We start from the raw sequence: 24786 nt of genomic DNA, 5'->3' as shown, positions 1-24786 counted from the left end.
GGCGCGGCCGGGTTGACGGGGCGGGCCGGCCGCAAGGCCGGGGCGGCCGCGACCGCGACCTTCCATTTCGTCGGCGACCTGAACGGGGACGGCCGCTGCGACGTGGAGGACCTCCGCATCGCCAAGGACGCGATGGCGAAGGCGGCCGCAGACGTTCTTGGGCATCCGATGGTGAAGGACGCCGCCGCCAGAGCGCTTCTGGGCGGCGCGATCGGCTCGGCTATTCCCGGGATCGGCACGGGGGCCGGCGCGGCGATCGGGGCCGTCCTGGCGGCGAGGGTGATCGACGTCGGCGCCGACCTCGCCGTGCAGGCCCTGAAACCCTCGCCGAAGCCCAAGACGAAACGGTCGCAAGCCCGGCCGAAGTCGAAGCGGTAGGCGCGGCCGTCGTCGCGCGACCCCTCACCCTCCCACCGGCCTGCGGCCGGCGGGCCCCTCCCTCTCCGCAAGGGGAGAGGGGAAGAGAGGCGACGTTCGGAGGAGATGGTGTGCCCCCTGGGACTCGAACCCAGGACCCTCTGATTAAAAGTCAGATGCTCTAACCGGCTGAGCTAGGGGCACTCAACAAAATCAAAGACTTGCCGGCGATTCTGGGGCCGGGGCGTCCCGTCTTGCGAAGGTGCGCGTTTCTGTCGGATGCGCCGGGGACTGTCAAGGGCGCGCGAGGGTTCCCGATGGCGGTCTCGGATGAGGGGCTTCCTTCTCCCCTTGCGGGAGAAGGTGGCTGGCGGAGCCGGTCGGATGAGGGGTGCCGGCGTCGCGGCTTGAGGGATGGGCGTCGCCTTCGCAGGCCGGTCGGCGTCGTGCAGGCACCCCTCATCCGGCGCGCGCTGCGCGCCACCTTCTCCCGCAAGGGGAGAAGGGAAGCCCCTACCCAAAACGGGGGATCACCCTGCGTCGCCTTTAACCCTGACTTAGCGCGTGCGGGCGCACGCTCCCGGTCTGGGTACGAGGACTGACGCCGATGCGCAGCACAGGCGGGGCGACACGAGCGAGTTCGGGGGCGAACGCGGGGGCGGGCTGGGTGCGGGCGGCCAAGCTGGTCGGGGTGTGGCTGTTGCTGGCCGCCGTGTCGATCAGCGCCGCGCGGCTGGGCAAGGTCGGCGCGGTGTCGGCGATCTGGCCGACCAACGCCATCGCGCTGGTCCTGCTGCTGCGCGGCCCCTCCGACCGCAGCTGGAGCTTCGGGGTCTGCGCCGCCGCCTTCGCCTCGGCCATGACCTCGGCCCTGGTGGCCGGGCGCCCGCCGATGGTCGGCGCAGCCTCGGCCGTGGTGAACCTGACCGAGATCGCGCTGGCCGCCTTCCTGCTGCGCCGAGGCGGCCTGGTCGGGGCCGACGTGGCCGAGCCGCGCCGGCTGCTGCAGTTCCTGCTGCGCGCGGCGGTGATCGCGCCGCTGGTGGCCGCCGCCCTGGCCGCGCCGCTGATCGCCATGCGCACCGGCCGGCCCTGGACCGAGGGCTTCTGGGACTTCTTCGCCTGCGACGCGCTGGGCATCGTGCTGATCACGCCGCTGGGCCTGGCCTTGGCCGACGCGCCGCTGAAGCGCAGCTTCAAGTGGCCGGACATGGCCGCCGCCGCCGGCTTGGCCGCGGCCATCTTCGGCGTGTGCGTGTGGCTGAGCGACGATTACGGCCCGCCCGACGTGGCCATGCTGGCCCCGCTGGCGGTGCTGGCCACCCTGCGCTTCGGCGTCGCCGGGGCGGCCGGAGCGTCGTTCTGGTCCGGCGCGGTGATCCTGACGCTCAGCGTGCACGGCTGGGGCTCGATCGGCGCCGACGAGATGCGCGAGACCGTGTTCGAGACCCAGCTGGGTCTGGCGGCCCTGCCGCTGACCTGCCTGCCGATCGCCGCCATGCTGGCCCGCTACGACCAGGCCCGCCGCGACGCCGAAAACGCCAACGCCGCCAAGAGCGTGTTCCTGGCCAATATGAGCCACGAGATCCGCACGCCGCTGAACGGGGTGATCGGGGTGGCCGACGTGCTGGCCTCGCGCCCGCTGGCCGCGCCCGAGCGCGAGCTGGTCGACACCATCCGCGCCTCGGGCGCCACGCTGCGCCGCCTGCTGGCCGACATTCTGGACCTGGCGCGGGTGGAGTCCGGCAAGCTGGAGATCGCGCGCGAGCCGTTCCACCTGGGCGAGACCGTGCGCACGGCGGCGGCCCTGGCCCAGCCCGAGGCCGACGCCAAGGGCCTGGCGCTCGAGGTCGAGGTCGACGCCGACTGCGAGGGCCTGGTCGAGGGCGACGCGCTTCGCGTGCGCCAGGTGCTGACCAACTTCCTGTCCAACGCGGTGAAGTTCACCCCGGCCGGCTGCGTGCGCCTGAGCGCGCGGCGCACCCTGGACGGCGTGCGCCTGTCGGTCAGCGACACCGGCGCGGGCCTGACCCCCGAGCAGATGGCCCGGGTGTTCGAACGCTTCCAGCAGGCCGACGGCTCGATCACGCGGCGCTATGGCGGGGCCGGGCTGGGCCTGGCCATTTCGCGCGAGCTGGCCGGCCTGATGGGCGGCGAACTGGGGGCGCAGAGCACGCCCGGCCGCGGCGCCACCTTCTGGCTGGAGCTGCCGGTGACCCCAGCCGCCGCCGAAGCGCTCGGCCCGGCCCCCGCCGCCGCCGCCCTGGAGCCGGCCGAACGGCGCCTGAAGGTGCTGTCGGCCGACGACCATCCGACCAACCGCCGGCTCGTCGAGCTGCTGCTGGAGGCGTCCGGCGCCGAGCTCGTTTCGGTCGAGGACGGCGAGCAGGCCCTGGCCGCCTTCCGCGCCGAGGCCTTCGACCTCGTCCTGATGGACATGCAGATGCCTGGCGTCGACGGCCTGTCGGCGGTGCGCGCGCTGCGCCAGATCGAAGCCGAGCGGGGCGGGGAGCGCACGCCGGTGCTGATGCTCTCGGCCAACGCGCTGCCGGAGCACATCGCCGCCGGCCGCGCGGCGGGCGCCGACGGCCACCTGGCCAAGCCGCTGACCGCGGCGGACCTCTACGCGGCGGTGGCCGCGGCCACGGACGGGCGGGCAAGGGCGGCTTAGCCTTTCCTTCTCCCCTTGCGGGAGAAGGAGGGACACGCGCGCCGGAGGGCGTGAGCCCGCAGGCCTGCGTGGGAGGATGAGGGGGCTCGCGACGCCGGCCGTTGCGATCCGCAGGCGCGTGGTCGCGGACAGTTCGGCGCGACCCCTCATCCTCCCGCGCGGACCTTCGCCCTGCCGGGCTCCGGTGCGCGGGCTCCCTCCTTCTCCCTCAGGGGGAGAAGGAGGGCTAGGTGAGGGTGGTGAAGGCGGCTAGCCTGCGTTCTCGGGACAAGGGGCGACGGACATGCGCGCGGGACGACGGCTTTCGACCTGGGGGCTGGCCCTCGCCGCCCTGGCGCTGGCCGGGGCCGCGCGGGCCGAGGACGCCTGCCGCCCGCTGAAGGACGGCCCCGACGGCACGGTCGTGACCGACCTCCCGGCGACCCTCACCGCGCATCGGCGGATCAGCCAGTACGACGGGAGCCTGCTGAGTTCTGACGCCGTCTGCGGCGGCGTGCTGCCCTTCCGGATCGAGCGCGACAGCCCGGCCGACTTCGCCTGGGAGCCGATCGAAAAGCGCCTGCCGCTGGGCGACGAGTGGTCGTCCGGCGGGATGCCGTTCGTCGACGTCGGGGTGCGGGTCTCCGGCCGGATGCGCTGCGAGCCCGGCCGGACCTCCTGCGAGCTGGCGATCGACCAGCTGGTCCCGACCGCCCTGCCGGCGTCGATCCGGCCGATCCCGAGCGGCCCGCCGCCGGCCTGCGCGGCGCTGACGTCCCGCCACCAGGGCGCGCCCGTGCCCGAGCAGCCGGTCACCTTCAGCTTCAGCCAGGCCGACGAGCGGCGCCTGTGGGCGCGCTGCGAGGGCGGCTCGGTCTCGACCAGCTACGAGGTCGCCCCGGGCGGCGAGGCCGAGGCCGCCTTCGCGCGTATCGTCGCGCGCCTGCCCGCGCGCTCGGCCGAACGGCCCTACGCGGAGGTGGCGGTCGTGGTCGCCGGACAGGTCCGCTGCGATCCGAAGCCGTGGTCCTGCCGGCCGGTGTTCGACCGGATCGTCGAGGCGGCGGCGGGGAAGTAGGGCTGCACCGATGAAGCCGTGGGCCGCCGCCGTGCTGGCGTTTCAGCTCGCCGCCTGCAACGCCGCCGTTCCGGCGAAACTGCCGGCCGGCGACACCGAGATCGGGGCCGTGGCCAGGGACTGCAGCGCGCCGCGCTACTGCGGAAAGGTCGGCTTCGTCGATTGCGGCGCCGACTGGGACGGCCCGGCCTACTACTTCGAGAAGGACACCGGGAAGATCCTCGGCCGCTGCGGCGGCTACTGCATGGGGCCCGTCGGCCCCGACGGCGCCGACCCCGCCCGCGACTGCGCGACCTCCTGCCCTCCGCCCGCCTGGAAGTGCTCGCGTTGAAGTCTGCGGCGATGTCCGCTTTGGGTGGTGAGCGGACACGAGCTGTCCCTCCCGCTAAGCTGGCCAGATGAACCTAGCGGCGCGCCTTGCCGGAGCCTTTCCCGCCGAGACGGCCGGCCTCGCGCACGATCCTGTCCGCATGATCGTCGAGGCCGGGGCCACGCTCTCGCCGGATAGTTTCGACGTCTCCGTCGCGGGTCGGCCTGTGTCCATTCCGGAGCGGCTTTACGTCGACGCAGGTCGATTGCCTCGCCCGAGCCGTGTCGAGAGCGGCGTCCTCGCCTGCCTGCTGACCCGCCACCACGACGGGTACGTCCGACAGCGTGCGCTCGACAGCGTACTTGCTTCACAGGCGCCGTGGGCCGCGCCCTTCATCGTCAGGCTGATCGGCGAGTACGTCGTCGAAATCCTGGATGAGATCGAGGCCGCGTTCGAGCGCGAGGTCTCGCAGCCCGTACGGGAATTCGTCGCCGAGAACCCGGAGTTCGTCCGGCTGACCAAGGCTCGTGTGGAGAGCTATTGGGACTGCTACCACCGCCACATCCCGCGGGAGACCTACGCGGGGTTCAAACTGCTCGCCCGACTGGAGCGGGCCGGGGCAGCCTAGACGGCCGGGCGGCGTCCGGTGACCGCCTTGCGCCGCGATCGTGCCGACCTTAGCCTTCCCCCTCGGGCGGGGGAGGCTTGCGCGTGCGCTTGGTGATGATGACGGCGTTCGGCCTGCTCGCGGCGACGAGCGCGGCGGGCCAGACCTTGGACCAGGCCAAGGTCGTCGCGGACGGGCGGGCGGCGCAATACAGCCTTCAGCGGCAGGGGTTCGGCGGGGTGACCTGCACGCTGACGCCGGACTGGGAAACGACGCTCGGCCAGTCGCGCGGCGATCCGAGCATGACCGGCGCCTTCGAAATCTTCGACCAGTTGAAGTTCACCACGCGGGTGGACGCCCAGGGCGCCGCGGCCGTGGACGGGGTCGACACCGGGGCGCCGCGGCAAGCCGATGCCGCCGCCGGCATCCAACAGATCTTCCAGGGCGCGGACGACGCCGTCCGCGGCGTCTTCTACACCTGGAGCCTGTTCATGGTGAACTCGCCGTTCCCGCCTTCGGGGACCGCGGCGACGGTGACGCCGCGGGCGGGCGGATACCGGGTCGCCTACAAGGAGGACGACGCCGACGTGACCGTCGACCTCGAGCGCAACCTGACCATTTCACGCATCGAGGTTCGCGGGCCGACGTACCGCTCGTCGATCGAGCCGGTTTTCAGGCCCTCGTCCAAGGGACTGGTGCTGACCCGCTACGTGGCGGACTACGTGCCGACCACCGGACCCGGGGTCACCCACCTGACGGTGGGCGTGGACTATCAGAGCGTGTCGGGCATGCAGATCCCGAGCATGATCGACGTCAGCTCGACCCTGGACGGAGAGCCCTCGAAGCTCCGGGCGGTCTTCAGCGGTTGCCAGATGGCGAAGTAGCCGCTTCGCCTCATCGGGAACGCAGCGGCTTACGGACGTGACGTCCGCTTCGGCGACCGCCGGTCGCCAAGCGGGGCCGTCGCTGCTAGCCTTTGCGCGCGGCGCGCGTCGGGGGGCGCATGGACGAGCGGCAGACCCAGTTCCACCTGCACGAATACGACGCGCTGCGGGGCGAGATCATCGCCCTGGTGGTGGCGATGAACCGGCTGGTGCAGTTCGGCATGACCGCGGTGGCGGCGGCCTCGGCCTGGGTGCTGACGGTCACCCACCGCGACGGCCCGACCTGGATGTGGACGGCCGCCGCCTGGCTGCCGTTCTGGTTCTCGGTGCTGGTGGCGTTCCACTACACCCAGCTGCGCGGCCAGGTGCGCAAGCTGGCGCGCTACACCGTCAGGCTGGAGGCGGAGCTGGGCGCCCCCGACCTGGGCTGGGAGCGCTCGCCCGAACGCGTGGCCGGCGGGCGGGCCGGGTCGATCAGCTTCAGCACCCGGGTGATGCTGGGCGCCATGCACGTGCTGGCCCTGGCGCTGGGGCTCAGCCTGACCCTGCAGCTCTACGTCCCGCCCGAGTGGTTCGAACAGCTGCCGCTGGCCTGCCGGGTGCTGGAGAGCTGCGGGTAGGCGGGGGCGGGCGGCTCCTGTGAATGTCCGCTTTGGGTGGTGAGCGGACATTGCGTCCCTTACCGTGCGCGTATCGACGCTGGCGCATATTCAATGTTCGCAAAGTTTTTCAAACCGAAGAAACGAAAGTCCGTGGTGGCCGAAGCGGGCGCCGCTCGCCAGGATCAGTTCGAATACTGGTTGATCGATATGGACGGCGCTTTGGCGCGGTTTCTCGACGGCCTACCTGGAGAGCTGCGGGCGAAGCTGGATTTTACTCCAGAATCCTTTGAAGCCCTCGAAGGCTGGGCGTTGTCGCGCTACGCCTCCCTGGCCGAAGCGAGAGCGCCTTCGGAAGCCGCCACTCTCGACGGCGCAAGCCGTTACGTGGGCCAGGTTTTCAGGAAGAGTCTGGGCGGGCGCTGGTTTATTGATCACCGCGATCCGAAGAATGCCTTCTATGGCCTTCCGCAATTGGAAGGCTTGAAGGGACAGGTCGCGCAGATCTGTCCCTTGACGCTGGTGACTGCATCCCTAGACCGGCGAACGGGAACTTTCATCAGCACCGTCTATCGGAACCACCTCGCTCGGACCTAAGCTCAAGCATGGGTGAGGCTCGCCTAATGTCCGCTATGGGGCGAAAGCGGACGTCGACTTTGGCTGGAAACCGGACGTTTCCACCGCTAATCCCGGCCAATTGCAGCCAAGTTGGTGGGGGCCGCGCCGTGAGAAATCTAGCGATCATCGCCGCTGCTGCGGTCTTGTTGCAGGCCTGCGAAAAGCCGGCGACGACCGACGCGAATTCGGCCTCCGTTAAGGACGTGACCAAGGAGGATCGGACGCGCGCCGCTGCTTCGGCCAAGATCTGCGGACAGAGTCCGCTTTCTGGCGTCGCGGAGGTCGTGGGGGAAGGGCGGGCCTATTTTCATGGCGGCGCCGAAATCTGCCCCGGCGATGAGGCCTATTGTCTCCAGCGCTCCTATGTAATCCCGAAGGATCGTGTGGTGACCAGCATTTCGCAGGATGGATATACCTGCGTATTCATGCCTGGCCATGACACCATGACTTCCGGCTGGATTGAATCCAAACGGCTGCGGCAGGCGGCGACAGAATCTTCTCCGCCGACGTCAGCATGGGAGGGCGTCTGGGAGAGCGACGGGGTCATGAGCGTCAAGGTCGGGCTTGGCGAAGACGGTTTGCGGGCGTCCGGCGTCGATGATTGGGACGATGGCGACGGCCGGAACCATCACGCGGAATTTTCAGGGCTTCTGCGCGTTTCTGGCAATCACGCTCGGCTCGACGATGACGGGTGCGGCGTCGATTTCGTCCTGCTGGACGAATTCATGATCGTTGAAGACGAGACCTCATGCGGCCCCAACACGTCTTTCCGCGGCGTGTATCGCCGCAAGCCGTAGTTCGTCGCTCAGCTGCGCCTTATCCGTTTGCATCGGCTACAGGTGCGCCGACCGCCCGCAGGTAGAGCCGGGCGATCCCGATCTGTCAGCGGAGCCCGCCCTAGTTCCCAGCCCCGTCCACCCATTGGCCGAAGCGGCGGTCTTCCGCGGCGCCGGCGGCGCGGATGGCTTCGCGTTCCGTCTGCGGCACCTGGCGGGTCACGCGGGCGTGGTCCCAAGGATCGCCCCAGTCGCCGATCTCGGACCTGAGCGCATAGACGTACACGTCCGGCGCGACCTGGATCGTGAAATCGTACGGCTGGCGCAGGAAGCCGGTGACCAGGTACTGCCCGTTCGGCCGGAAGCGCACGTAGTAGGCGTTCGGCGGGCCGTTCGGCGCCTTCTGCGGATCGACGGGCAGTCTCACCTCTGGTCCGAGCGCCTCGCGCAGGGCGGCGAGCATCTCCGCCGAGGCGAGGACGGGCGCCTCACGCCCGAGCGGATTGCCCCGCGGCTGCAGCCGCCGTTCGACCTTCGGCGCGCCGACGATGACGGTCAGATAGCCGCTGGGCGGAATGCGCTGATCCAGCGGCAGCCGGCCGGTCCTGGCGTAATAGGCCTCGAGCAGGTCGGCGATCTTGTGGACGTCGTTGACGCGCTTGGCCGACGCGCTCTGCTGGTAGCGGGCCTCCATGTCGGCGAGGCCCCGCGCGCCCGCGCCGCTGGTGGCGGACAAAGCGACCGCGGCGACCACCGCCCCCAACCAACGCCTGCTCACGCGCACCACCGCACTGCTCGCCAAAGCTTCACTGTAAGGGGCTGAACGCTAAGGGGGTTCGGCGGTGGGCGGAAGGGGGGCGTTCAGCCGGATTGGTTGTCCCGCTCACGTACGAGCCGCTCGACCTCCTGAACGCGCGCCTCCAGTCGCGCCAGGAAGGGCGCGCCGTGCTTCTCCATGCGGTCGGGCGGGTAGTTGCGGATTGTGAAGCGATATCGCTCGGTTTCGTCTCTCAGAGCGCTGAGCAGACGCTGCAAATCCCTGTCGGAGAGGCTGTCCCGGCTGGTGTAGGCGTTCTCAATATACATGGGGCGCAACTGCAGGCGCTGAATGGCCAATGTCCAGCGGCCCGTCCTCCCGGTCGAGAACCGCCCCGTCGGGCGGGGCGCGGCTTAGATCCCATGCAGGCCAGTTTGCGCGCGGGACCGGGCCGCTCAAGGACGCGCCGCAGGCGCGCCGCGGCGCGGCAGGCCCGGCGGGCCTGTCCTTGACCGGCCCGGACCCGCGCGCTCGCATCAGCCATGGGACTTAAGCCGCTTACAGCGCCCGTGCGGGCGGTGAAGGGCAGGGGGCTCAAGCGGAACGGCTACCTGGCCTACGGCCTACGGCCTGATCGGCCTGGCCGCGCTGGTGGTGCTGATGTCCTTCTCGGTAGGCCTGGGGTTGCTGCTGGCGGTCCTCAGCGCGGTGGCAATCGCCTCGCGCATGGCTGCTATTTTGCGCTGGCGTTGCCGCTTGATTGCTTCCATTCGGCAAGCACTTCGCGGGTTTGTTCATTGACCAACGCTACGCGCCGAATGTCTGCGCCAATGAGACACGATTTCGTCAATGTATATGTCTCGCTGCGATACGTCGGCGGAGTTAATCTTTCCCGGTAGCATGCGATCGCTTGGCCGCTCGGCAATTTAGCAATTACCCCGCTCACAACCCAAATCGCGCTCGGCGCGTCTTGTCCTGCGGCTAGGTCCGTCGTGAACGTGTAAATGTTTCCGTCGCGTTCAGGTGTGCCGTTCGACGGCAAGCCATCCCCGTCATATTCTCTAAATTGCTTGAAGTTTACGAGGGCAACCTGTTCGGCTTCATAAATTTCGGTCGTCCATCGGGCGCCGAAAGCGTTCTCTCCATCGACTGAACCTTGACGTGACCCAGGCAGCCCACTGTCGATCATGAAGCCAGCAAGCCAATCGCCATTCTCGCCGGCGTCGAAAGACTCGGCCACCCACTGTTCTGGGGATGTGCTGTATTTGATCGTTCCGCCGGACCTGGAACTGTAAGCGCTATAATCAACTGCAGCGGAATCTTCGATGGAAAACTCGCGACCTATAAGCTTGCTCGCATTTATCGGAGTTTGTGCGACGTAGTTATCCGCCATTGCCCGAAGAGCGGCATGCCCATATTTGCTGATATCGTCTCTTGTCAGTGCGCTAGAGGTCGCCGAAATATCGGCCTCTATCGCCGAATTATGCTGTGTGTCGGTCGAGCCGCTATCACAAGAGCTGATCAGCAAGGACGCAATTGCAAGTGCACCGTAAGTGTACAGCTTAAGAGTGCGCACTGTTCACCTCCGAATTGGATTGTGGACCTCTTGCACGTGTGCCCGGCTCGGGCTGTGATGTACGGCGGCTGGCGAGGCCGCCTACACCGACGTTCGTCGGGACGTACGGGTTTGGGAAGGGCGCGCGGACTCAAAAGCCCGCGCGCCGCTCCGATGGCTCAGTTCGTCTTCTTGCAGCCGGACTCGCCCGCCTCGCACTTGCGGGTGTCGCCGTCGGGCACGCCGCCGTCCAGGTCCAGGGTCACGCTCACCCGGTTGCCGCCGAGGGTCGGCGGGGTCGGCTGGGTCAGGGCCTGCAGGACCGGGCCGCCGCCGGACTGGCTGGGATCCACCGCCGGGCGGGTGATCTCGAACTCGCCCGGGTTGAAGGTCAGGACGTAGTTGGCCGAGGCCGCCAGGTCGCCCTGGGTGATGGCGTACAGGCCCGGGTTCTCGCCCGGCGCGCGCACCAGCGCGCCGGTCAGGCTGTCGCCGCCGGCCAGCGAGCCGGCCGTCAGCGTCCAGGTCAGGGCCGGATCGACGTCGCCGCGCACCTTCGAGAGGTCGTCGGCCTTCACCGTCACGGCGCGGCGCGCGATGTCGGCCAGCACCGAGGCCGGGATGGTCACGGAATAGTTGCCCGCGTCCGCCCCGGTCAGGGTCACGCCCGAGACCGTCACGACCTTGTCCAGGCCGGCGTTGCGGTCGGCGAAGGTGTAGGTCCCCGCCGAGGTCCCGACCGCGTCGTTGGCCACCACGCCGCCCAGGCTGACCGTGCCGGTGCCGGCGGTCGTGCCGTCGTAGGTCTTGTCGTTCGCCACGACGGTGACGCTCAGCGTCTTCCTGGCGATGTCGGCCAGCGCCGAGGCCGGCAGGGACAGGGTGTAGTTGCCCGCGTCGTCGCCGTTCAGGGTCACGCCCGAGACGGTCACGACCTTGTCGGCCCCGGCGTTGCGGTCCGCGAAGGTGAAGGTCGCGCCGGTGGTCCCGACGCTGTCGGCGCCCAGCACGCCTTGCAGGCTCACCGAGCCGGTCCCCGCGGCCGAGCCGTCGTAGGTCTTGTCGTTCGCGGTGACGACGCCGGTGATCTGGCGCTTGTAGATGTCGGCCAGCACCGAGGCCGGGAGGGTCAGGGTGTAGTTGCCCGCGTCGCCGCCGGTCAGGGTGACGCCCGAGACGGTCACCGTGCGGCCGTTCCCGGCGTTGCGGCTGTCGAAGGTGAAGGTCGCGTCGGTGGTCCCGACCGCGTCGCCGGCCAGCACGCCCGTCAACGTCACCGAGCCGGCCCCGTTCGCGTTCCCGTCGTAGGTCTTGCTGTCCGCCACCACGTCGGCGCCGATCGCCTTGGGCGTCACCACGATCTGGCCGGCGCTGTCGAAGGCGAACTGGTAGCCGGCCAGGCTCTGCAGGTCGCCGGCCGAGACGACCACCTGGTAGGGGCCGCCCGCGACCGTGGCGCGCTCGGCCGCGCCGGCCGAGCTGAGCGCCGGGCCGCCGGAGACGACGTCGGACAGGGTGTCGGCCTGGAAGGCGCCGGCCACGCCGTCGCTCAGCCCGCTGACCGAGTAGCCCATCACCGAGGCGCCGTCGTTCCCGTAGACCTTGCTGCCGCCGGTGGAGGTGAAGGTCAGGGTCGGAGCGGCGGCGAAGACGTAACGGTTCCCGCTCTGGGTCACCGCGGCGCCGGAGATGTCGCGGCCCCAGACCGCCGTGTTCCCGCTGTCCAGCCCGCCGAAGATGTTGCCGCTCGGGCCGGCCGAATAGATCAGCCAGCGGCCGGCGGCGTTCACCGCGTCGGCCCCGCGCTGGTTGACGAAGGCCTGGTCGGTCGACAGCCGCACGTCGTCGCCCAGCACCCGCCCGCTCGAGGCCAGGGTCAGGTCGCCGTCGGCGATCAGGCCGACGTCGCCGGCCGCGCCGACCACGCCGTTCACCGTCAGGCCGCCGTTCAGCACGGTGACGGTCAGCGCGCCCGGCGTGCCCAGCGAACCCAGGGTCAGGCCGCCGGCCGTGTCGGTGATGCTGAAGTCGCCCATGCCCGTGAAGGTCGGGTTCAGCGCCTGGCCGGCGAAGTCGGCGGCGCTGACGGTGTAGTCGCCGTTGACGCCGACCGTGCCGGACGCGGTGATGGTCCCGGTGGAGGTCAGGCTCAGCGCCGCGTTGGCGTTGATCGCGCCGAAGGTCAGGTTCGAGCCGCTGAAGGTGGCGTCGCCGTTGGTCGACAGGCTGCTTCCGCCCCAGGTCTGGGCCCCGGTGGTGCGCACCAGGGCGCCGTTCACGATGGAGCCGCCGTTCCCCGACCTGGTCAGGCTGGTCAGCGCGGTGCTGGCTCCGACCGCGCCCATGAAGGTGGTCGTCGCGTTGCTGCTGATCGCCAGGTCATGCGCCCCGTCGACCGTGGAGTTGAAGCTGACCGCCCCGCTGCTGTTCAGGGTGACGTCCCCGCCCAGGATGACCGCGTCGTCGTAGGTCTGCGTGCCCAGGGTGGTGATCGAGCCCGACAGCGTGGTCGTGCCGGCGCCGCGCGTCCTCAGGCTGCGCAGCGAGAGGCCGTGCACCGCGGCCGCGCCCGAGAAGTCGAGCGTCAGGTTGTAGGCAGGGCCGACGATCGAGGAGACGTGGCTCAGGTCCTGGCCGGTCAGGGTGGTGTCGGCCCCGAGCCTGATGGCGTCGTCGTTGTAGGTTTGATCGCCGGTGGTGTGGACGCTGCCGCCGTAGATCTCGGTCGAGCCGCCGGCGTCGGTGGTCAGCGAGGCGAGCGCGGTGGTCGCGCCGACCGCGCCGTTGAAACGGGTCGTCCCCCCGGTGTTGAGCGTCAGGCCGTAGGCCCCGTCGATCGCCCCGAAGCGGAGGTCGCCGCCGGAGGTGCTGGTCAGGGTGGTGTCCGCGCCCAGCACGACGGAGTCGCCGAACGTCTGGGCGCCCGTGGTGCGGACCGCGCCGCCGTTCAGCGCCGTCGAGCCGCCGGCGTTGGTGGTCAGCGACGTCAGCGCGGTGGTCGCGCCGACCGCGCCGTTGAAGGTCGTGGCGCCGGTGGTGTTGGCCGTCAGGCCGTAGGCGCCGTCGACGGTGGAGGCGAAGCCGATGGCGCTGGCGCCGGCGTTCAGCGTGGTGTTCGCCCCCAGCACGACCGCGTCGCCGAAGGTCTGCGCGCCGCTGGTCGTGAGGGCGCCGCCGTTCAGACGGGTGACGCCGCCGCCGTCGGTCCACAGCCACGCCAGCTGGTTGGTCGCGCCGACCGCGCCGCTGAAGATCGTGTCGCCGCCGGTGGTGACGCTCAGGCCCTGCTGGCCGTTGGCGCTGTCCACCGTCCCGCCGAGCCGGATGTTCCCGTTCGACGTGCTGGTGAGCGCGACCGTGCCGGTCAGCGTCACGTTGTCGTTGAAGGTCTGCGCGCCCGAGGTCCGCACGCCGGCGCCGCCGGTCAGCGTCGTCGAGCCGGCCGCGTCGGTGGTCAGGGACGTCAGCGCGGTCGTATCGCCGACCGTGGCCAGGATGGTGCTGCCGGCGGTGTTCATGGTCAGGCCGTAAGCGCCGTTCACGAACGTGGAGAACCGCAGCATGCCCGACCCCGTGCTGGTCAGGGTGGTGTCGGCCCCCAGGGTGGCCGCGTCGCCGAAGATCTGCGCGCCGGTGGTGGTGACCGAGCCGCCGTTGAGCGCCGTCGTGCCGGGCGCGTCGGTGAACAGCGAGGTCAGGGCGGTCGAGAAGCCGACCGCGCCGTTGAACTTGGTGGTCCCGCTGGTGTTCACGGTCAGCTGGCTGGCGCCGTCGACGGTCTTGCCCAGCGTGACGTCGCCGCCGCCGGTGCTGGCCAGGGTGATGGTCGCCGCGCTCAGGGTGACCGCGTCGAGGAAGGACTGAGCCCCCGTGGTGGTGACGTTGCCGCCCAGGATCGTCGTGCCGATCTGGTTGGTGGTCAGCGAGGCGAGGGGGGTGACGGCGCCGACCGCGCTGCCGGTGAAGCTGGTGGGCCCGTTGGTGGTTACGGTCAGGTTGTACGCGCCGTTCAAGGCGTCGCTGAAGCCGATGGCGGCGGCGCCGGTGCTGCTCAGCAGGGTGTCCGCGCCGAGGATGGTGGAGTCGGCGTAGCTCTGGGCGCCCGAGGTGCGGACGTAGCCGCCGTTCAGCAAGGTCGTGCCGCCGGTGTTGGTGGTCAGCGACGTCAGCACGGTGGTCGCGCCGATCGCGCCGTTGAAGGTCGTGGTCCCCGCTGTGTTGACCGTCAGGCTGCGCGCCCCGTCGACCGTGCCGCCCAAAGTGATCGCGCCGCTGCCGGTGCTGGCCACGGTGGTGTTCGCGCCCAGCGTCACGGCGTCGTTGTAGGTCTGCGCGCCGGTGGTGACGATCGAGCCGCCGTTGAGCGCCGTCGTGCCGAGCGCGTCGGTGAACAGCGAGGTCAGGGCGGTCGCGCCGCCGATCGCGCCGTTGAAGCTGGTGGCGCCGCCGGTGTTGACGGTCAGGCTGCGCGCGCCGTTCACGGCGGCCAGGGAGATGGCGCCGTTGCTGGTGCTGGTCAGCACGGTGTCGGCGCCGAGTATGACGCTGTTGCCGTAGGTCTGATTGCCGGAGGTGCGGACGCTGCCGCCGTTGATGACGGTCGTGCCGCTGGCGTCGGTGGTCAGCATGCTCAGGGCGGTGGTCGCGCCCACGGCGCCGTTGAACGTGGTGGTCCCGGTCCCCTCCACCATCAGCCAACCGGTGCCGTCGAGGGTGCTGTTGAACGTGACCGCACTGCCGGCGCTCATCCTGACCGGCGTGCCCAGGGTGACGGCGTCGTTGAAGGTGGCGCTGCCCGTGACGTCGAAGGTCGTGCCGTTCAGCACCGTCGTGCCGGGCGCGTCCGTGGTCACCGAGGCGACATAGTCGTTGTAGCCCACGAAGCCGATCGTGGTCGTGCCGGCGGTGTTGATGTTGAGGTTGTACGGCCCGTTCACCCGGCCCAGGGTGATCGCACCGGCGCCCGTGCTGGTCAGCGTGGTGTCCGCCTCCATCCACATCGTGTTGAAGGTCTGGGCGCCGGTCGTGGTGACCGGGTTCTTCACGGTGACGCCGAACTGGGTGCCGGTGGCGCTGAGCGAGGTGAGGGCGGTCGTGCCGCCCACGGCGCCGTTGAAGTGCACGCTGCCCTTGCTGGTGACGGTCAGGTTATGGGCGCCGTTGACCGCGCCGTCGAACAGGATGTCCCAGCCCGGGCCGCCGCTGGTCAGCGACGCGTCCCCGGCCAGGGTCACGGCGCCGAGATAGTTCTGGCTGCCGCCGGATTGCATGGTGGCGCCGTTGAAGGTCGTCGCCCCGTTCACCGTGATGTAGCTGCCGCTCACGGTCGTGCCGTTGAAGGTCGTCGAAGGCGCCGTGAAGGTCGCCGTTCCGTTGGTGCTGACCGTCGGCGTGTTGAACACCAGCGCGCCGTTGTTCGACAGGACGAGGTCGCCGTTGCTCGTCAGCGGACCGGACACCGTCAGGCCGCCGGTGTCGGTCAGGGCGAAGCCCGCGCCGCCGAAATTGCCGGAATGGCCGCTGGCGCCCAGCACGCCGATGGCGTTGCCGGCGTTGGTCAGCGTGACGCTCCCACCCCCGTTGGCGCGGAGCGTGCCGGTGGTGATCGCGCCGGTCTGCGTGATCGCGCCGCCCGAGGTCAGCGCGACGCTGCCGGACGCGGCGTTCACGGCCCCGATCTGCAGCGAGCCGTTGCCCACGGTGGTCAGGTTGACGTCGCCGCCGGTCGAGGTCAGGGCGCCGAGGAAGGTCAGCGAACCGCCGTTCTGGGTGGTGATCGACAGGTTGCCGCTGACGCTGATGTTGCCCTGCACCAGGCCGGAGGCCGTGTCGGTGATGGTGTAGTTGTGCGGGACCGCGCCGGTCCACACCGGGCTCAGCGAGCCGCTGAAATCCTTGCCGGTGACGGTGTAGTGGCGGCCGATGGTGGTCGTGCCGGTGGTCAGCAGGTTGCCGGACGACAGGGTCACGTCGTTGCCGCCGGTGATGGCGCCCAGCGTCACGTCGCCGCCGCCGGTCACGGTCACGTCGCGGTTCGCCGTCTGCGCGCCGTTGCCGGTGAACGCGAGGGTCGTGCCCGCAAGGCCCGACGCCGCGCCGTTCGAAATCCCGCCGCCGCCGACCAGCAGGATGTTGCCGTCGCCGCTGGCGACCGCGCCGTTGGCGGTGATCGAGCCGGTGATGTTGATCGTGCCGCCGACCGCGTTGCGGCTGACCGCCCCGAGGTAGACGTTGCCCGCCGTGGTGGCGCCGGCCAGCGTGATCGGCGTGACGTTGGTGCCGCTGCCGACCGGCACCGTCCAGCTGAACAGGTCGAGGTCGCCGCCGGCGTCCGGCGCGAAGGTGATGGTGTAGGCGTCGGCCGCGCCGTACAGGACGTCCGAGTGCTTGCCGGCCGTACCGTCGTTGATGAGCGACCCGGACTGCGTGACCACGCTCGGTGCGATCAGCGCCAGGGTCCCGCCGTGGACGTTCAACTGGGCCCCCGACATCACATAGACCGAGGTGCCGGGGGTGGTCGTGAAGCCGAAGCTGTTGCTGACGAAGTTGAGGTCGGTGATCGCGCCGGTGGTGGCCAGCAGGCCGCCGACGTTCACGCGCGCGTTGGAGCCGAACACCACGCCGTCGCGGCTCATGAACCAGACGTTGCCGCCGTAGGCGCCGGCTGTCGTCCCTATGGTGCCGTTCACGGCGCCGTCGATGGTGGCCGAGCCCGTGTTGACCCGGTTCAGCGCGATGTCGCCGCGGTTGGCGAACACGAAGTTCAGGGTGTCGCCGCTGTTCAGGTTGAGGTTGCCGCTCCAGTCCAGAACGGTCCAGGGCCCGTCCAGGGTGATGGTCGACACGTCCGCGCCGCCCGTGTTCGAGTTCGCGCCGGAAAAGGTCGGGCTGCCGGCGGCGCTGTTGTAGCCGGTGATGGTGCCGGCGTTGGTCGAGACCTGGGCCAGGGCCGGGGCGGCCAGGAGGGCCAGCGAGACGCCCAGGGCGGTGCGGGCGAGCAGGGCGGTGCGGGTCGTGCGGCGGGTCATTGTCAGGCTCCGGGCGCGCAGGATCAGTTGAAGCGGGCGACGAGGTTGAGCAGCACGCGCGGGTCCGGCTTGCTGTTCGGGTCGGACGCGTCGATGCGGTCCAGCGGGTGGGCGTAGGCCAGGTCGACGGCGACCTTGTCGTTCAGGCGCAGGCGCACGCCCGCGCCGGCCGAGCCGACGTCGCGCGAGCCGAAGCCGCCGGCGTCCAGGTCCTCGACCCAGGCGTGGTCGTAGAAGGCGTAGAGGCTGGTGCGCATGCCGGCCGCCTCGAACGGGCCGAAGCGGGCCTCGAAGGCCGCCGCCGCGCCGCGATCGCCCGACAGCGCCGCCGGGTCGTAGCCGCGCCCGATGGTCAGGTTGCCGACGCTCATTTCTTCATAGGCCAGCAGCGGGCTGTCGGCCCACTGGGCCATGCCGGCCGCGCTCAGCGAGAAGCGCTGGGCCACGGCCAGCTCGGCGCGGCCGTCGGCGCGCACCAGCCAGGCCTGCGGATCGCCGTCGGCGCGCGACATGCCGAGATCGCCGGCCTCGTTCGCGCCGAAGCCCGACAGGCCCTTGCGCAGCTCCACCCCGCCGGACAGCGCGGTCGGCCAGCTGGCCACCTCGGTCGTGCCTTCGCCCTGCAGGCGGGCGAAAGCGATGCGCAGGTCGTCGTCGGTCAGGGTCAGCAGGTCCGACAGGTCGGTCTGCTGCTCGACCCAGTTCAGGCCGCCCGACAGCCAGGCGCTGTGGCGGCGATGGCGGGCCAGCGGATAGACCGCCTCGGCCGTGCCCACGAACGACTTGGAGCGCAGGTCCAGCGGCGACAGCACGTCGCCCGGCCGGCTTTCCGAATAGGCCAGCGACATGCGCCCGACCAGGCCGCTTCCGCCCAGGCGGGCCTCCTCGACCAGCTGCACGACGCGCTGCTCGGTCAGGTCGGTGGTCCCGTACAGCACCAGCGAGGTGCGCTCGCCCAAGGGCGTCAGGCCGTCGACGTCGACCCGGCCCAGCACGGTCCAGGGGCCGACCGTGTCGGAGCCGAAGTTCTGCAGGTTGGCGGTGACGCTCACCGGCTCGGCCCGGGTCAGCGTCACGTCCAGGTCGACCGCGCCGCGCGCGCCCGACGCGCCCGGCCGTACGGTGGTGGACAGCCGCACGCCCGGCACGTCGCCGGCCAGCAGCAGCCAGCGCTGGGCCGCGTTCATGTCGAACGGGGCCAGGCCCTCCAGCTTCTTCAGGTATTGCGCCGCCTTCTTCCCGGCCGGGCCGGCGTCGCCGAGGATGCGCACCTGCTCGACGTGGGCCTCGATCACCTCCAGCACGACCCGCCCGCCGGCGATCTCCTGCTGCGGGATGACCACCCGGGCCAGCACGCCGTGCTTCAGATAGGTCTCGGCCGCCCGGTCGCGGATGGCGCAGACCTCGGCGATCGACACGGTCTGGCCGGCCTTGGCCGACCAGGTCGGGGCCAGCTCGTCGGCCGACAGGCTGGCGTTCCCTTGGAACTCCACCGCCGACAGCGGGAAGCTGAGCTTCGACTCGACGAACGGGCAGGGCTCGGCCGGGGCGACCATCAGCTCCGCGCGCGGGGTCCCAGGCTCGGGCGGGCCGCTGCGCTGGGCCGGATCCAGCTGTTCGCGCGAGGGCAGGGGCGCGATCTGCGCCAACGCCGGACCGGCGGCCGCCCAGCCGAGCGCCGCCACCAGCGCGGCCGTCGCCGCGCGCGAAGCTTGAAGTCGCATTATGCCCCCTGCGCCGGCCCGACCCGGCGGAAATCACGTCAAAGCTGCACGCGCGGCGGAATCGCTCCGCCGCCTTGCTCGCCCGGTTAGCGCGGGGGTTGTGCCGGCGCATCTTCAATATTGTAGAGGCGGGAGAGAAAAACGCCGGATTCTTGCGAGGTGTATCCCGGGCGGCTCAGTGGCCTTTGGGTTTCGCGGCGTCATTCTCGTTCAATGGCCGGGGGGTGTCGGCTCTGGAAAGTTTATCCGGCCGGCTATTGGCTGGGTCTATTTCGCATGACCTTGGTTCGACGCTGCGGGAGCGATCCAGTCCGAGGTGAGCCGAGAAAATAGGATTCGTGCCGCGTCGATTTACATTTCGCGACTGGTTTTCGCATTTCACGACGCTGCGCTCATCGGTTGAGGCGCATTCCCCGCCGAGGCAGAAAGCCGGGGTCTCGTCTTGGGGCGGGGGAGCGCCCTTCCTTCTCCCGCAAGGGGAGAAGGAAGGGTGACTACGCCCTCCCGCCGCGCGCTCCCCCCGGGTTTGTCCGGATTGCGCCGCCCGCCCGCGCGATCCACGCTCGGCCTCGGCCCCTGGAGGGGCGCTCATGACCCTGGCCGCACTCGTCGTCCTGATCCTGAAGGCCAGCATCGCGGTGCTGGTGTTCACGGTCGGGCTCGGGACGAGGCCGCGCGAACTGACCTGCCTGCTGCGCCGTCCGGGGCGGCTGGTCCGCGCGCTTCTCTCCATGAACGTGGTGATGCTCGCCCTGGCCGTGGCGATCGTGCTGGCCATCCCGCTGCACGAGGCGGTGCGGGTGACGCTGGTGGCGCTGGCCCTGTCGCCGGTCCCGCCGCTGCTGCCGAAGAAGCTGGTCAAGGCCGGCGGCGGCCACGACTACGTCATGGCGCTGCTGTTCTCGGCCTCGGTGATCGCCGTCCTCTGGATCCCGCTGGCGGGCGCGCTGCTGGACCGCATCGTCCCGGCCGACATCAGCATACCGGCGCCGGCCGTGGCGAAGCTGGTGTTCATGACGGTGCTGGGCCCGACGCTGGCCGGCGTGATCGTGCGCCTGCTGGCCCCAGGCCTGGCCGAGCGCGTCGCCGGGCCGCTGGCGAAGGCGGCGACCCTGCTGCTGCTGGCCGGCCTGGTCCTGATGCTGGTCAAGGCGGCCCCGGCCATGGCGGCCCTGGTGGGCGACGGGACGTTGGCGGCCCTCGTGATCTTCGTGGTGCTGGGCCTGGTCGCCGGCCACCTGCTGGGCGGGCCGAGCCCCGGCGAGCGCAGCGTGCTGGCCCTGGCCACGGCCTCGCGCCACCCCGGCGTGGCCCTGGCCATCGCCCAGCTGACCTTCCCGGCCGAGAAGGCCGTCCCCGCCGTCCTGCTGCTGTACCTGCTGACCGCCGCCGTCCTGACCCTGCCGTACGTCGCCTGGCGCAGGAAGGCGCTGGCCGGGGAAGCGGAGTCATGAGCGAGCGCCGCCGGATCGTCGTCGTGCGCGACCGCGAGAGCGTGCGCCAGGCGCTGGAGTTCGCCCGCACGACGATCATCGGCGGGGCGCTCTTCCTGCTGCCGATCTTCGTGCTGTGGTTCGTGCTGAGCAAGATTCTCGGCGTTGTGGGCGGCTTCACCGAGCCGTTCGTCGAGGCGCTGGGCGTCACCAGCATCGGCGGGATCGCGGTCGGCAACCTGGTGACGATCGTCGCCGTCTTCGTGGCCGCCTTCCTCGCCGGCCTGTTCGCCCGCACCGAGCCCGGCCAGGGCGTGCTGACCTGGATCCGCGACGGCGTCGCCCAGATCATCCCCCAGTTCAGCCTGATCCAGGACGTCGCCCGCAACGTCGGGGCCGACGAGGACGAGGAGGCGGTGGAGCTGCCCGTCGTCCTGGTCCCCACCGACGCCGGCTGGGCGCTGGGCCTGCTGCTGGAGGAGGAGGGCGACTGGCACGCCGTCTTCCTGCCGGGCGCGCCGCAGATGTCCTCGGGCTCGGTCGCCTACGCCCACACCGACCAGATCCACCGCACCGACCTGACCCTCACGCACCTCTGGGGTCTGCTGCGCGCGCGCGGCAAGGGCTCGCAGGCGATCTACAAGCAACTGGCGGCGCTGCAGGCGGCGGGGAAGCTGGAAGGCTGAGGGCTCGGCCCGTGGGGCGGGGGTGAGAGCGGACTTTCGCGCGACGCGTCGTTACGTTATCGGCGAACAACAGGACGTATGCAGCCGGGGGGATTGTTACGTTGGGCTCGTTTTCTCTGTTCCATTATTTGATCGTGCTCGTGGTCCTGGCGCTTCTCATGGCGCCTTACATGCTGCCGGGGATCCTGGCCCTGGCCCGCAAGCACCCGCGCAAGGGCGCGATCATCGCGCTCAACTTCTTCCTGGGCTGGTCGGTCCTGGGCTGGTTCGGCGCGCTCGTGTGGGCCCTGACCACCCCGAACGAGACCGCCGCCTAGGCGGTCCGAAACGCTCTGAACCGCGCGTGATCCTTCACCGACACGCGGCCGGCGTCGGCGTCGACGACGATGTTTCGGCACGCGCAGGCGGCGGCGTTGCGTGGGATCGAGGGGACGAAATCCTCGCAGACGCCGCACTCGTAGTAGACGCCTGGTCCCGCCGGGTAGCCGCCGAACGGGGCGATATCGAAGTAGATTCTTCCCAAGATTGCTCAGCGCCCCCGCGGCTCGTCCAGGGCCGCCCGGAGCTTGGCGAGCGAGGCGTCCGGAAAGGGCGTCCCCCAGCGCGCCAGGTAGCCGGCCGCTCCCTGCGTCGCCAGGATGCTTTGCGCGTTCGCGACGACCGATCCCGCCAGGGTTCGCAGGCGGGCGACCTCGTCGAAGATCACCTCGCCGCGCGTCCGCCCGGTGAGCGGCCAGTCCGGAAACCGGGTGACGGTCACCCGCACCGTCGCGGGGGGCTCGACGGCCAGCGTGACGCCCAGGCACTCCGGCTCGTCGACGAAGACCGTCGTCGTTTCGGCAGCGCCGCCCCGCAGGAGCGCCGCGAGCGCGCTGATCAGGTCTCCGAACGCGTCGTCCGACAGGCGGCTGGCGAACCACTCGACCCGGGCGTCGCCGATCTCGAACGAACACGTCGCCCAGCTGTCGTCGCCCGGCTGGAATAGAAACTGAGCCCCCATCGGCTCAGCATGTCGGAGCGGCGGGGAGGCGGCAACCGGGCGCTGCGCCGTCAGCTGCAGCCCCCGCCCGACCAGGTCTGCAGGTCGTTCAGCCTTCCGTCCGCGTCCAGGGTCCATTTGGCCTCGATCCAGCGGGCGCAGTCGCTGCGCTCCTTCACCGCGTAGGCGTGGTTCTGCGCGGGTTCGACCGTCAGCCCGGCCTTGCGCAGGCGCTGTTCGACCGTCCGGTCGTCCGTGCCGACCGGGGCCAGCGCCTGAGCCTTGCGTTTCCAGGCGGCGGTCTGGCCGTCGTCGGGCAGCCCGGCGAAGGTGCGGTCCGCGGCGCGGACGTGCTCGGTCGTGACGAATACGGTCACGGCCAGCCCGAGAAACGCGACCGCCGGGACGAGAAGCTTCAGGTTCACAAGGCGCCTGCCTTTCGGCTCATCAGCCCCACCGTGCGCGCGGCGGCCGCCGCCACCTGCGCGGAACATCACAGCGAGCGGCGAGCTCTGCAAGGTGCTCGAGTGATCGTACCGGCGACCGGGAGGCTCGCCGCGTGCGCCCCCGCGCTCAGCGCCCGGTCACCAGCTGGAACAGGTATTCCTCGACGACCTGGCCGTTCTCCCAGCGCGCGATGGTGGCCATGGTCGAGCCGTCGTTGAACACGCCGGTCACCGCGGTCCAGTCGCCGGCGCCGATGCGGATGGGGTGCGCCTCGATCTGGTTGTCGGGGTTCTGCGTCAGGAAGGCCTGGGCCCAGGCCACGTGGTCCTCGACGTTTTCCGTGTGCTGGCCGAAGCCGCCGACGATCACGCTCTCGCCGTGCAGCTGGCGGAAGAGGTCCCAGTCCCGCTTGTTCCAGGCCTCGAAGTCGAGCCGTTCGAACCGGGCCAGGTTGGCCTCGGCCTTCTCGCTGTCGGCGGCCTTGACGGACGGGCCCGCGGCTCCGGTTTGCGCGACCATGGCTTGAGGCTCCTGATGACGCCGCGCCCTCAACTGCGGCCCGGGAGCAAGGTTGCCGGCCGGATCAGCGCCTGGCGCCGCGAACGATCAGCGCTGGTCCCGCAGGCTTTGCGCCCCGCTCACGCGCCGCGCCGGACGAAGTCGCGGCCCGAGATGTTCAGTCGCTTCGGCCGGCCGGCGACCACCGCTTCGAAGCGGTAGCGCTCGATCGAGGCCTCGTCGCCGGCCGAGCGCCACCAGCCGTCTGCGTGCTTCGTCAGCCGCTCGAGGTCGTTCCACAGCTCGTCGCCGCGGACGAAGATGTGCAGGCCGCCGTACCACGGGTCGTCGGTCTCGTAGAAGCCGGTCAGGGCCTTGAGCTCCGGCGAGGGCGCGGGGGCGGCGGGCGCGCCCGGCCGGCGCCAGGCGTCGTTCATGTGCCAGCCGCCGATCACCGCGCCCGACGGGTCGCGCTCGAACTGGAACAGGCCGGCGGCGAAGCGCGGGTCGTGGATCAGGAAGGCGTCGTCGGCCTGCTGTTCGACCACGGCCGTGCGGCCGCCGACGCGCGCGCTCAACGCCCCGCCGGCGACCACGAACTCGACCGTCTCGCCGTCGGCGCCGACCAGGCGCCCGGCGTAGTCGCCCGGCGTCTCCACGCTCGCCACGGTGGCGGCGGGCTTGGACGCCTTGCGCTTGTCGCGGGCCGCGCGCAGCAGTTCGCAGGCGAAGGCGGTGACGTGACGGGGGCGGTAGTTGATGCCGCCGACGTTGCTGGAGGCGAAGCAGCCGACCCCGGCTTCCGGGTCGACGTGCAGCGAGGAGCTGAAGGCGACCATGCCGCCGGTGTGGTGCAGCAGCTTGCGCCCGTCCAGCTCGACCACCGCCAGGCCGTTGGCGTAGGCCGCGCCGGGCGCCCAGCCGGGGGCGTCGATCACCGGCTTCACCCAGCGCGCGGCGGACGCGTCCGAGAGCAGGGGGCCGCCGCGGCCGCGACCGGCGTCGATCAGGAAGCGCAGGTAGCGGGCCATGTCGGCCGAGGTCGAGGCGACGCAGCCGGCGCCGTCGGTGACGTCGACCCAGGCCGCGGGGGCCAGCGCGCCGGCCTGCGGGAACGGCCGGTCGGCTTGCAGCGGGCTGTAGCCTTGCGCGAACCGCCCGCGCGCCTCGGCCAGGATGGCGCCCTCGCTGCCGGTCATGCCCAGCGGCCCGAGCACCTCGGTCTCCAGCACCTCGGCCAGCGGCCGCGCGTACAGCCGCTCGGCGATCATCCCCAGCAGCGTGTAGCCGGTGTTGCTGTAGGACCAGCCGCCGCCCGGCGTGAAGCCGACCCACAGCCGGCCGTCGGGGGTGCGCGGGAACACCGGCGCGTCGTGGGCCAGGCCGGTGGAATGGCAGAGCAGCTGCTGCACGGTGATCGCCTGGCCCTCCGGCCAGGGCACGTCGGGCAGCAGCTGGCGGGCGTCGGCGTCGAGGCTGAGCTCGCCGGCCTCGATCTTCCGGAACAGGGCCAGGCCCACGAACGACTTCGAGATGGAGCCGATCTGGAACAGGGTCTGCGGCGCGATCGGGGTGCGCCGCGCCGGATCGGCGTAGCCGAAGCTCATGCGGCGCTCGAAGCCGTCGGCGTCGACCACCGCCAGCGTCAGGCCGGGCAGGCCGTAATCGCGCACGTGCTTCTCGGCGTAGGCGCGAAGCGCGGCCATCTCGGCGGCGTACCTGCCCGCCGCGGCGGGCGTCGCCGCCCAGGCCGCCGCCGGCGCGAGCGCAGCGCCCCCGGCGGCCAGCGCCGTCTTCAAC

General features: G+C 70.7%; 22 protein-coding genes and 1 tRNA gene. 12 read left to right on the top strand and 11 right to left on the bottom strand.

The genetic code is table 11. The features are described 5' to 3' along the window. A partial coding sequence (locus G3573_RS09045; RefSeq protein ID WP_205598160.1) for a hypothetical protein occupies positions 1-378 on the top strand: 378 nt, incomplete at its 5' end. A gap of 106 nt (positions 379-484) precedes the next feature. Here G3573_RS09045 and G3573_RS09040 read toward each other — a convergent pair. Beyond that, a tRNA-Lys gene (locus G3573_RS09040) sits at positions 485-561 on the bottom strand. A gap of 463 nt (positions 562-1024) precedes the next feature. Between G3573_RS09040 and G3573_RS09035 the strand changes: the two genes are divergently transcribed. From G3573_RS09035 to G3573_RS09000, 8 genes are all read left to right on the top strand, one after another. Further along, positions 1025-3028: an ATP-binding protein gene (locus tag G3573_RS09035; protein ID WP_163260760.1), complete on the top strand. Its 2004-nt coding sequence runs from the start codon at positions 1025-1027 to the stop codon at positions 3026-3028. Between the two features lie 283 nt (positions 3029-3311). Next, a complete protein-coding gene (locus G3573_RS09030; RefSeq protein ID WP_163260759.1) occupies positions 3312-4085 on the top strand; it encodes a hypothetical protein in 774 nt (257 codons plus the stop codon). Positions 4086-4095: 10 nt separating this feature from the next. Further along, a complete protein-coding gene (locus tag G3573_RS09025) occupies positions 4096-4416 on the top strand; it encodes a hypothetical protein (protein WP_163260758.1) in 321 nt (106 codons plus the stop codon). 67 nt (positions 4417-4483) lie between these two features. Continuing rightward, the gene (locus G3573_RS09020; protein ID WP_163260757.1) at positions 4484-5023 is read left to right on the top strand and encodes a hypothetical protein; all 540 of its coding nucleotides are present in this window, start codon (positions 4484-4486) and stop codon (positions 5021-5023) included. A gap of 83 nt (positions 5024-5106) precedes the next feature. Further along, positions 5107-5886, top strand: a complete 780-nt coding sequence (locus G3573_RS09015) for a hypothetical protein (protein ID WP_163260756.1) — start codon at positions 5107-5109, stop codon at positions 5884-5886. 119 nt (positions 5887-6005) lie between these two features. Then, entirely contained in the window at positions 6006-6506 is a 501-nt protein-coding gene (locus tag G3573_RS09010) for a hypothetical protein (RefSeq protein ID WP_163260755.1), read from the top strand. 93 nt (positions 6507-6599) lie between these two features. Then, entirely contained in the window at positions 6600-7082 is a 483-nt protein-coding gene (locus tag G3573_RS09005; RefSeq protein WP_205598159.1) for a hypothetical protein, read from the top strand. Between the two features lie 128 nt (positions 7083-7210). Beyond that, a complete protein-coding gene (locus G3573_RS09000; RefSeq protein ID WP_163260754.1) occupies positions 7211-7900 on the top strand; it encodes a hypothetical protein in 690 nt (229 codons plus the stop codon). 100 nt (positions 7901-8000) lie between these two features. Here the strand turns inward: G3573_RS09000 and G3573_RS08995 are convergent, their stop codons facing one another. From G3573_RS08995 to G3573_RS08975, 5 genes are all read right to left on the bottom strand, one after another. Further along, a complete protein-coding gene (locus tag G3573_RS08995) occupies positions 8001-8657 on the bottom strand; it encodes a hypothetical protein (RefSeq protein ID WP_163260753.1) in 657 nt (218 codons plus the stop codon). 83 nt (positions 8658-8740) lie between these two features. Continuing rightward, positions 8741-8965 carry a hypothetical protein gene (locus G3573_RS08990; protein WP_163260752.1) on the bottom strand — a complete coding sequence of 75 codons (225 nt, stop codon included), beginning with the start codon at positions 8963-8965 and terminating at the stop codon, positions 8741-8743. A 404-nt stretch (positions 8966-9369) separates the two neighbouring features. Next, positions 9370-10212, bottom strand: coding sequence for a hypothetical protein (locus G3573_RS08985; protein ID WP_163260751.1), 843 nt, complete (start codon positions 10210-10212; stop codon positions 9370-9372). 158 nt (positions 10213-10370) lie between these two features. Then, entirely contained in the window at positions 10371-17219 is a 6849-nt protein-coding gene (locus G3573_RS08980) for a YDG domain-containing protein (RefSeq protein ID WP_163260750.1), read from the bottom strand. 23 nt (positions 17220-17242) lie between these two features. Then, positions 17243-18943: a ShlB/FhaC/HecB family hemolysin secretion/activation protein gene (locus G3573_RS08975; RefSeq protein ID WP_163260749.1), complete on the bottom strand. Its 1701-nt coding sequence runs from the start codon at positions 18941-18943 to the stop codon at positions 17243-17245. Positions 18944-19533: 590 nt separating this feature from the next. Here G3573_RS08975 and G3573_RS08970 point away from each other — a divergent pair. From G3573_RS08970 to G3573_RS08960, 3 genes are all read left to right on the top strand, one after another. Next, a complete protein-coding gene (locus G3573_RS08970; RefSeq protein WP_163260748.1) occupies positions 19534-20397 on the top strand; it encodes a Na+-dependent transporter in 864 nt (287 codons plus the stop codon). Next, positions 20394-21062, top strand: a complete 669-nt coding sequence (locus G3573_RS08965; RefSeq protein WP_163260747.1) for a hypothetical protein — start codon at positions 20394-20396, stop codon at positions 21060-21062. The genes G3573_RS08970 and G3573_RS08965 overlap by 4 nt, the downstream gene beginning before the upstream one ends. A 101-nt stretch (positions 21063-21163) precedes the next feature. After that, positions 21164-21379, top strand: a complete 216-nt coding sequence (locus G3573_RS08960; protein WP_205598158.1) for a superinfection immunity protein — start codon at positions 21164-21166, stop codon at positions 21377-21379. Here the strand turns inward: G3573_RS08960 and G3573_RS08955 are convergent. The 5 genes from G3573_RS08955 to G3573_RS08935 all read right to left on the bottom strand — a co-directional run. After that, complete coding sequence (locus G3573_RS08955) at positions 21376-21585, bottom strand: hypothetical protein (protein ID WP_163260746.1); 210 nt, start codon at positions 21583-21585, stop codon at positions 21376-21378. The genes G3573_RS08960 and G3573_RS08955 overlap by 4 nt on opposite strands. A 6-nt stretch (positions 21586-21591) precedes the next feature. After that, the gene (locus G3573_RS08950) at positions 21592-22062 is read right to left on the bottom strand and encodes a hypothetical protein (RefSeq protein ID WP_163260745.1); all 471 of its coding nucleotides are present in this window, start codon (positions 22060-22062) and stop codon (positions 21592-21594) included. Between the two features lie 50 nt (positions 22063-22112). Then, positions 22113-22418: a hypothetical protein gene (locus tag G3573_RS08945; RefSeq protein ID WP_163260744.1), complete on the bottom strand. Its 306-nt coding sequence runs from the start codon at positions 22416-22418 to the stop codon at positions 22113-22115. A 196-nt stretch (positions 22419-22614) separates the two neighbouring features. After that, a complete protein-coding gene (locus tag G3573_RS08940) occupies positions 22615-23007 on the bottom strand; it encodes a nuclear transport factor 2 family protein (protein WP_163260743.1) in 393 nt (130 codons plus the stop codon). A gap of 119 nt (positions 23008-23126) precedes the next feature. After that, a partial coding sequence (locus G3573_RS08935) for a serine hydrolase domain-containing protein (RefSeq protein ID WP_163260742.1) occupies positions 23127-24786 on the bottom strand: 1660 nt, incomplete at its 5' end.

Origin of the sequence: Caulobacter sp. 17J65-9 (assembly GCF_010975005.1) — a bacterium.
Lineage (GTDB): Bacteria > Pseudomonadota > Alphaproteobacteria > Caulobacterales > Caulobacteraceae > 17J80-11.
Note: the sequence above shows the minus strand (reverse complement) of the source record. Positions and strands in the feature narration are given on the sequence as shown.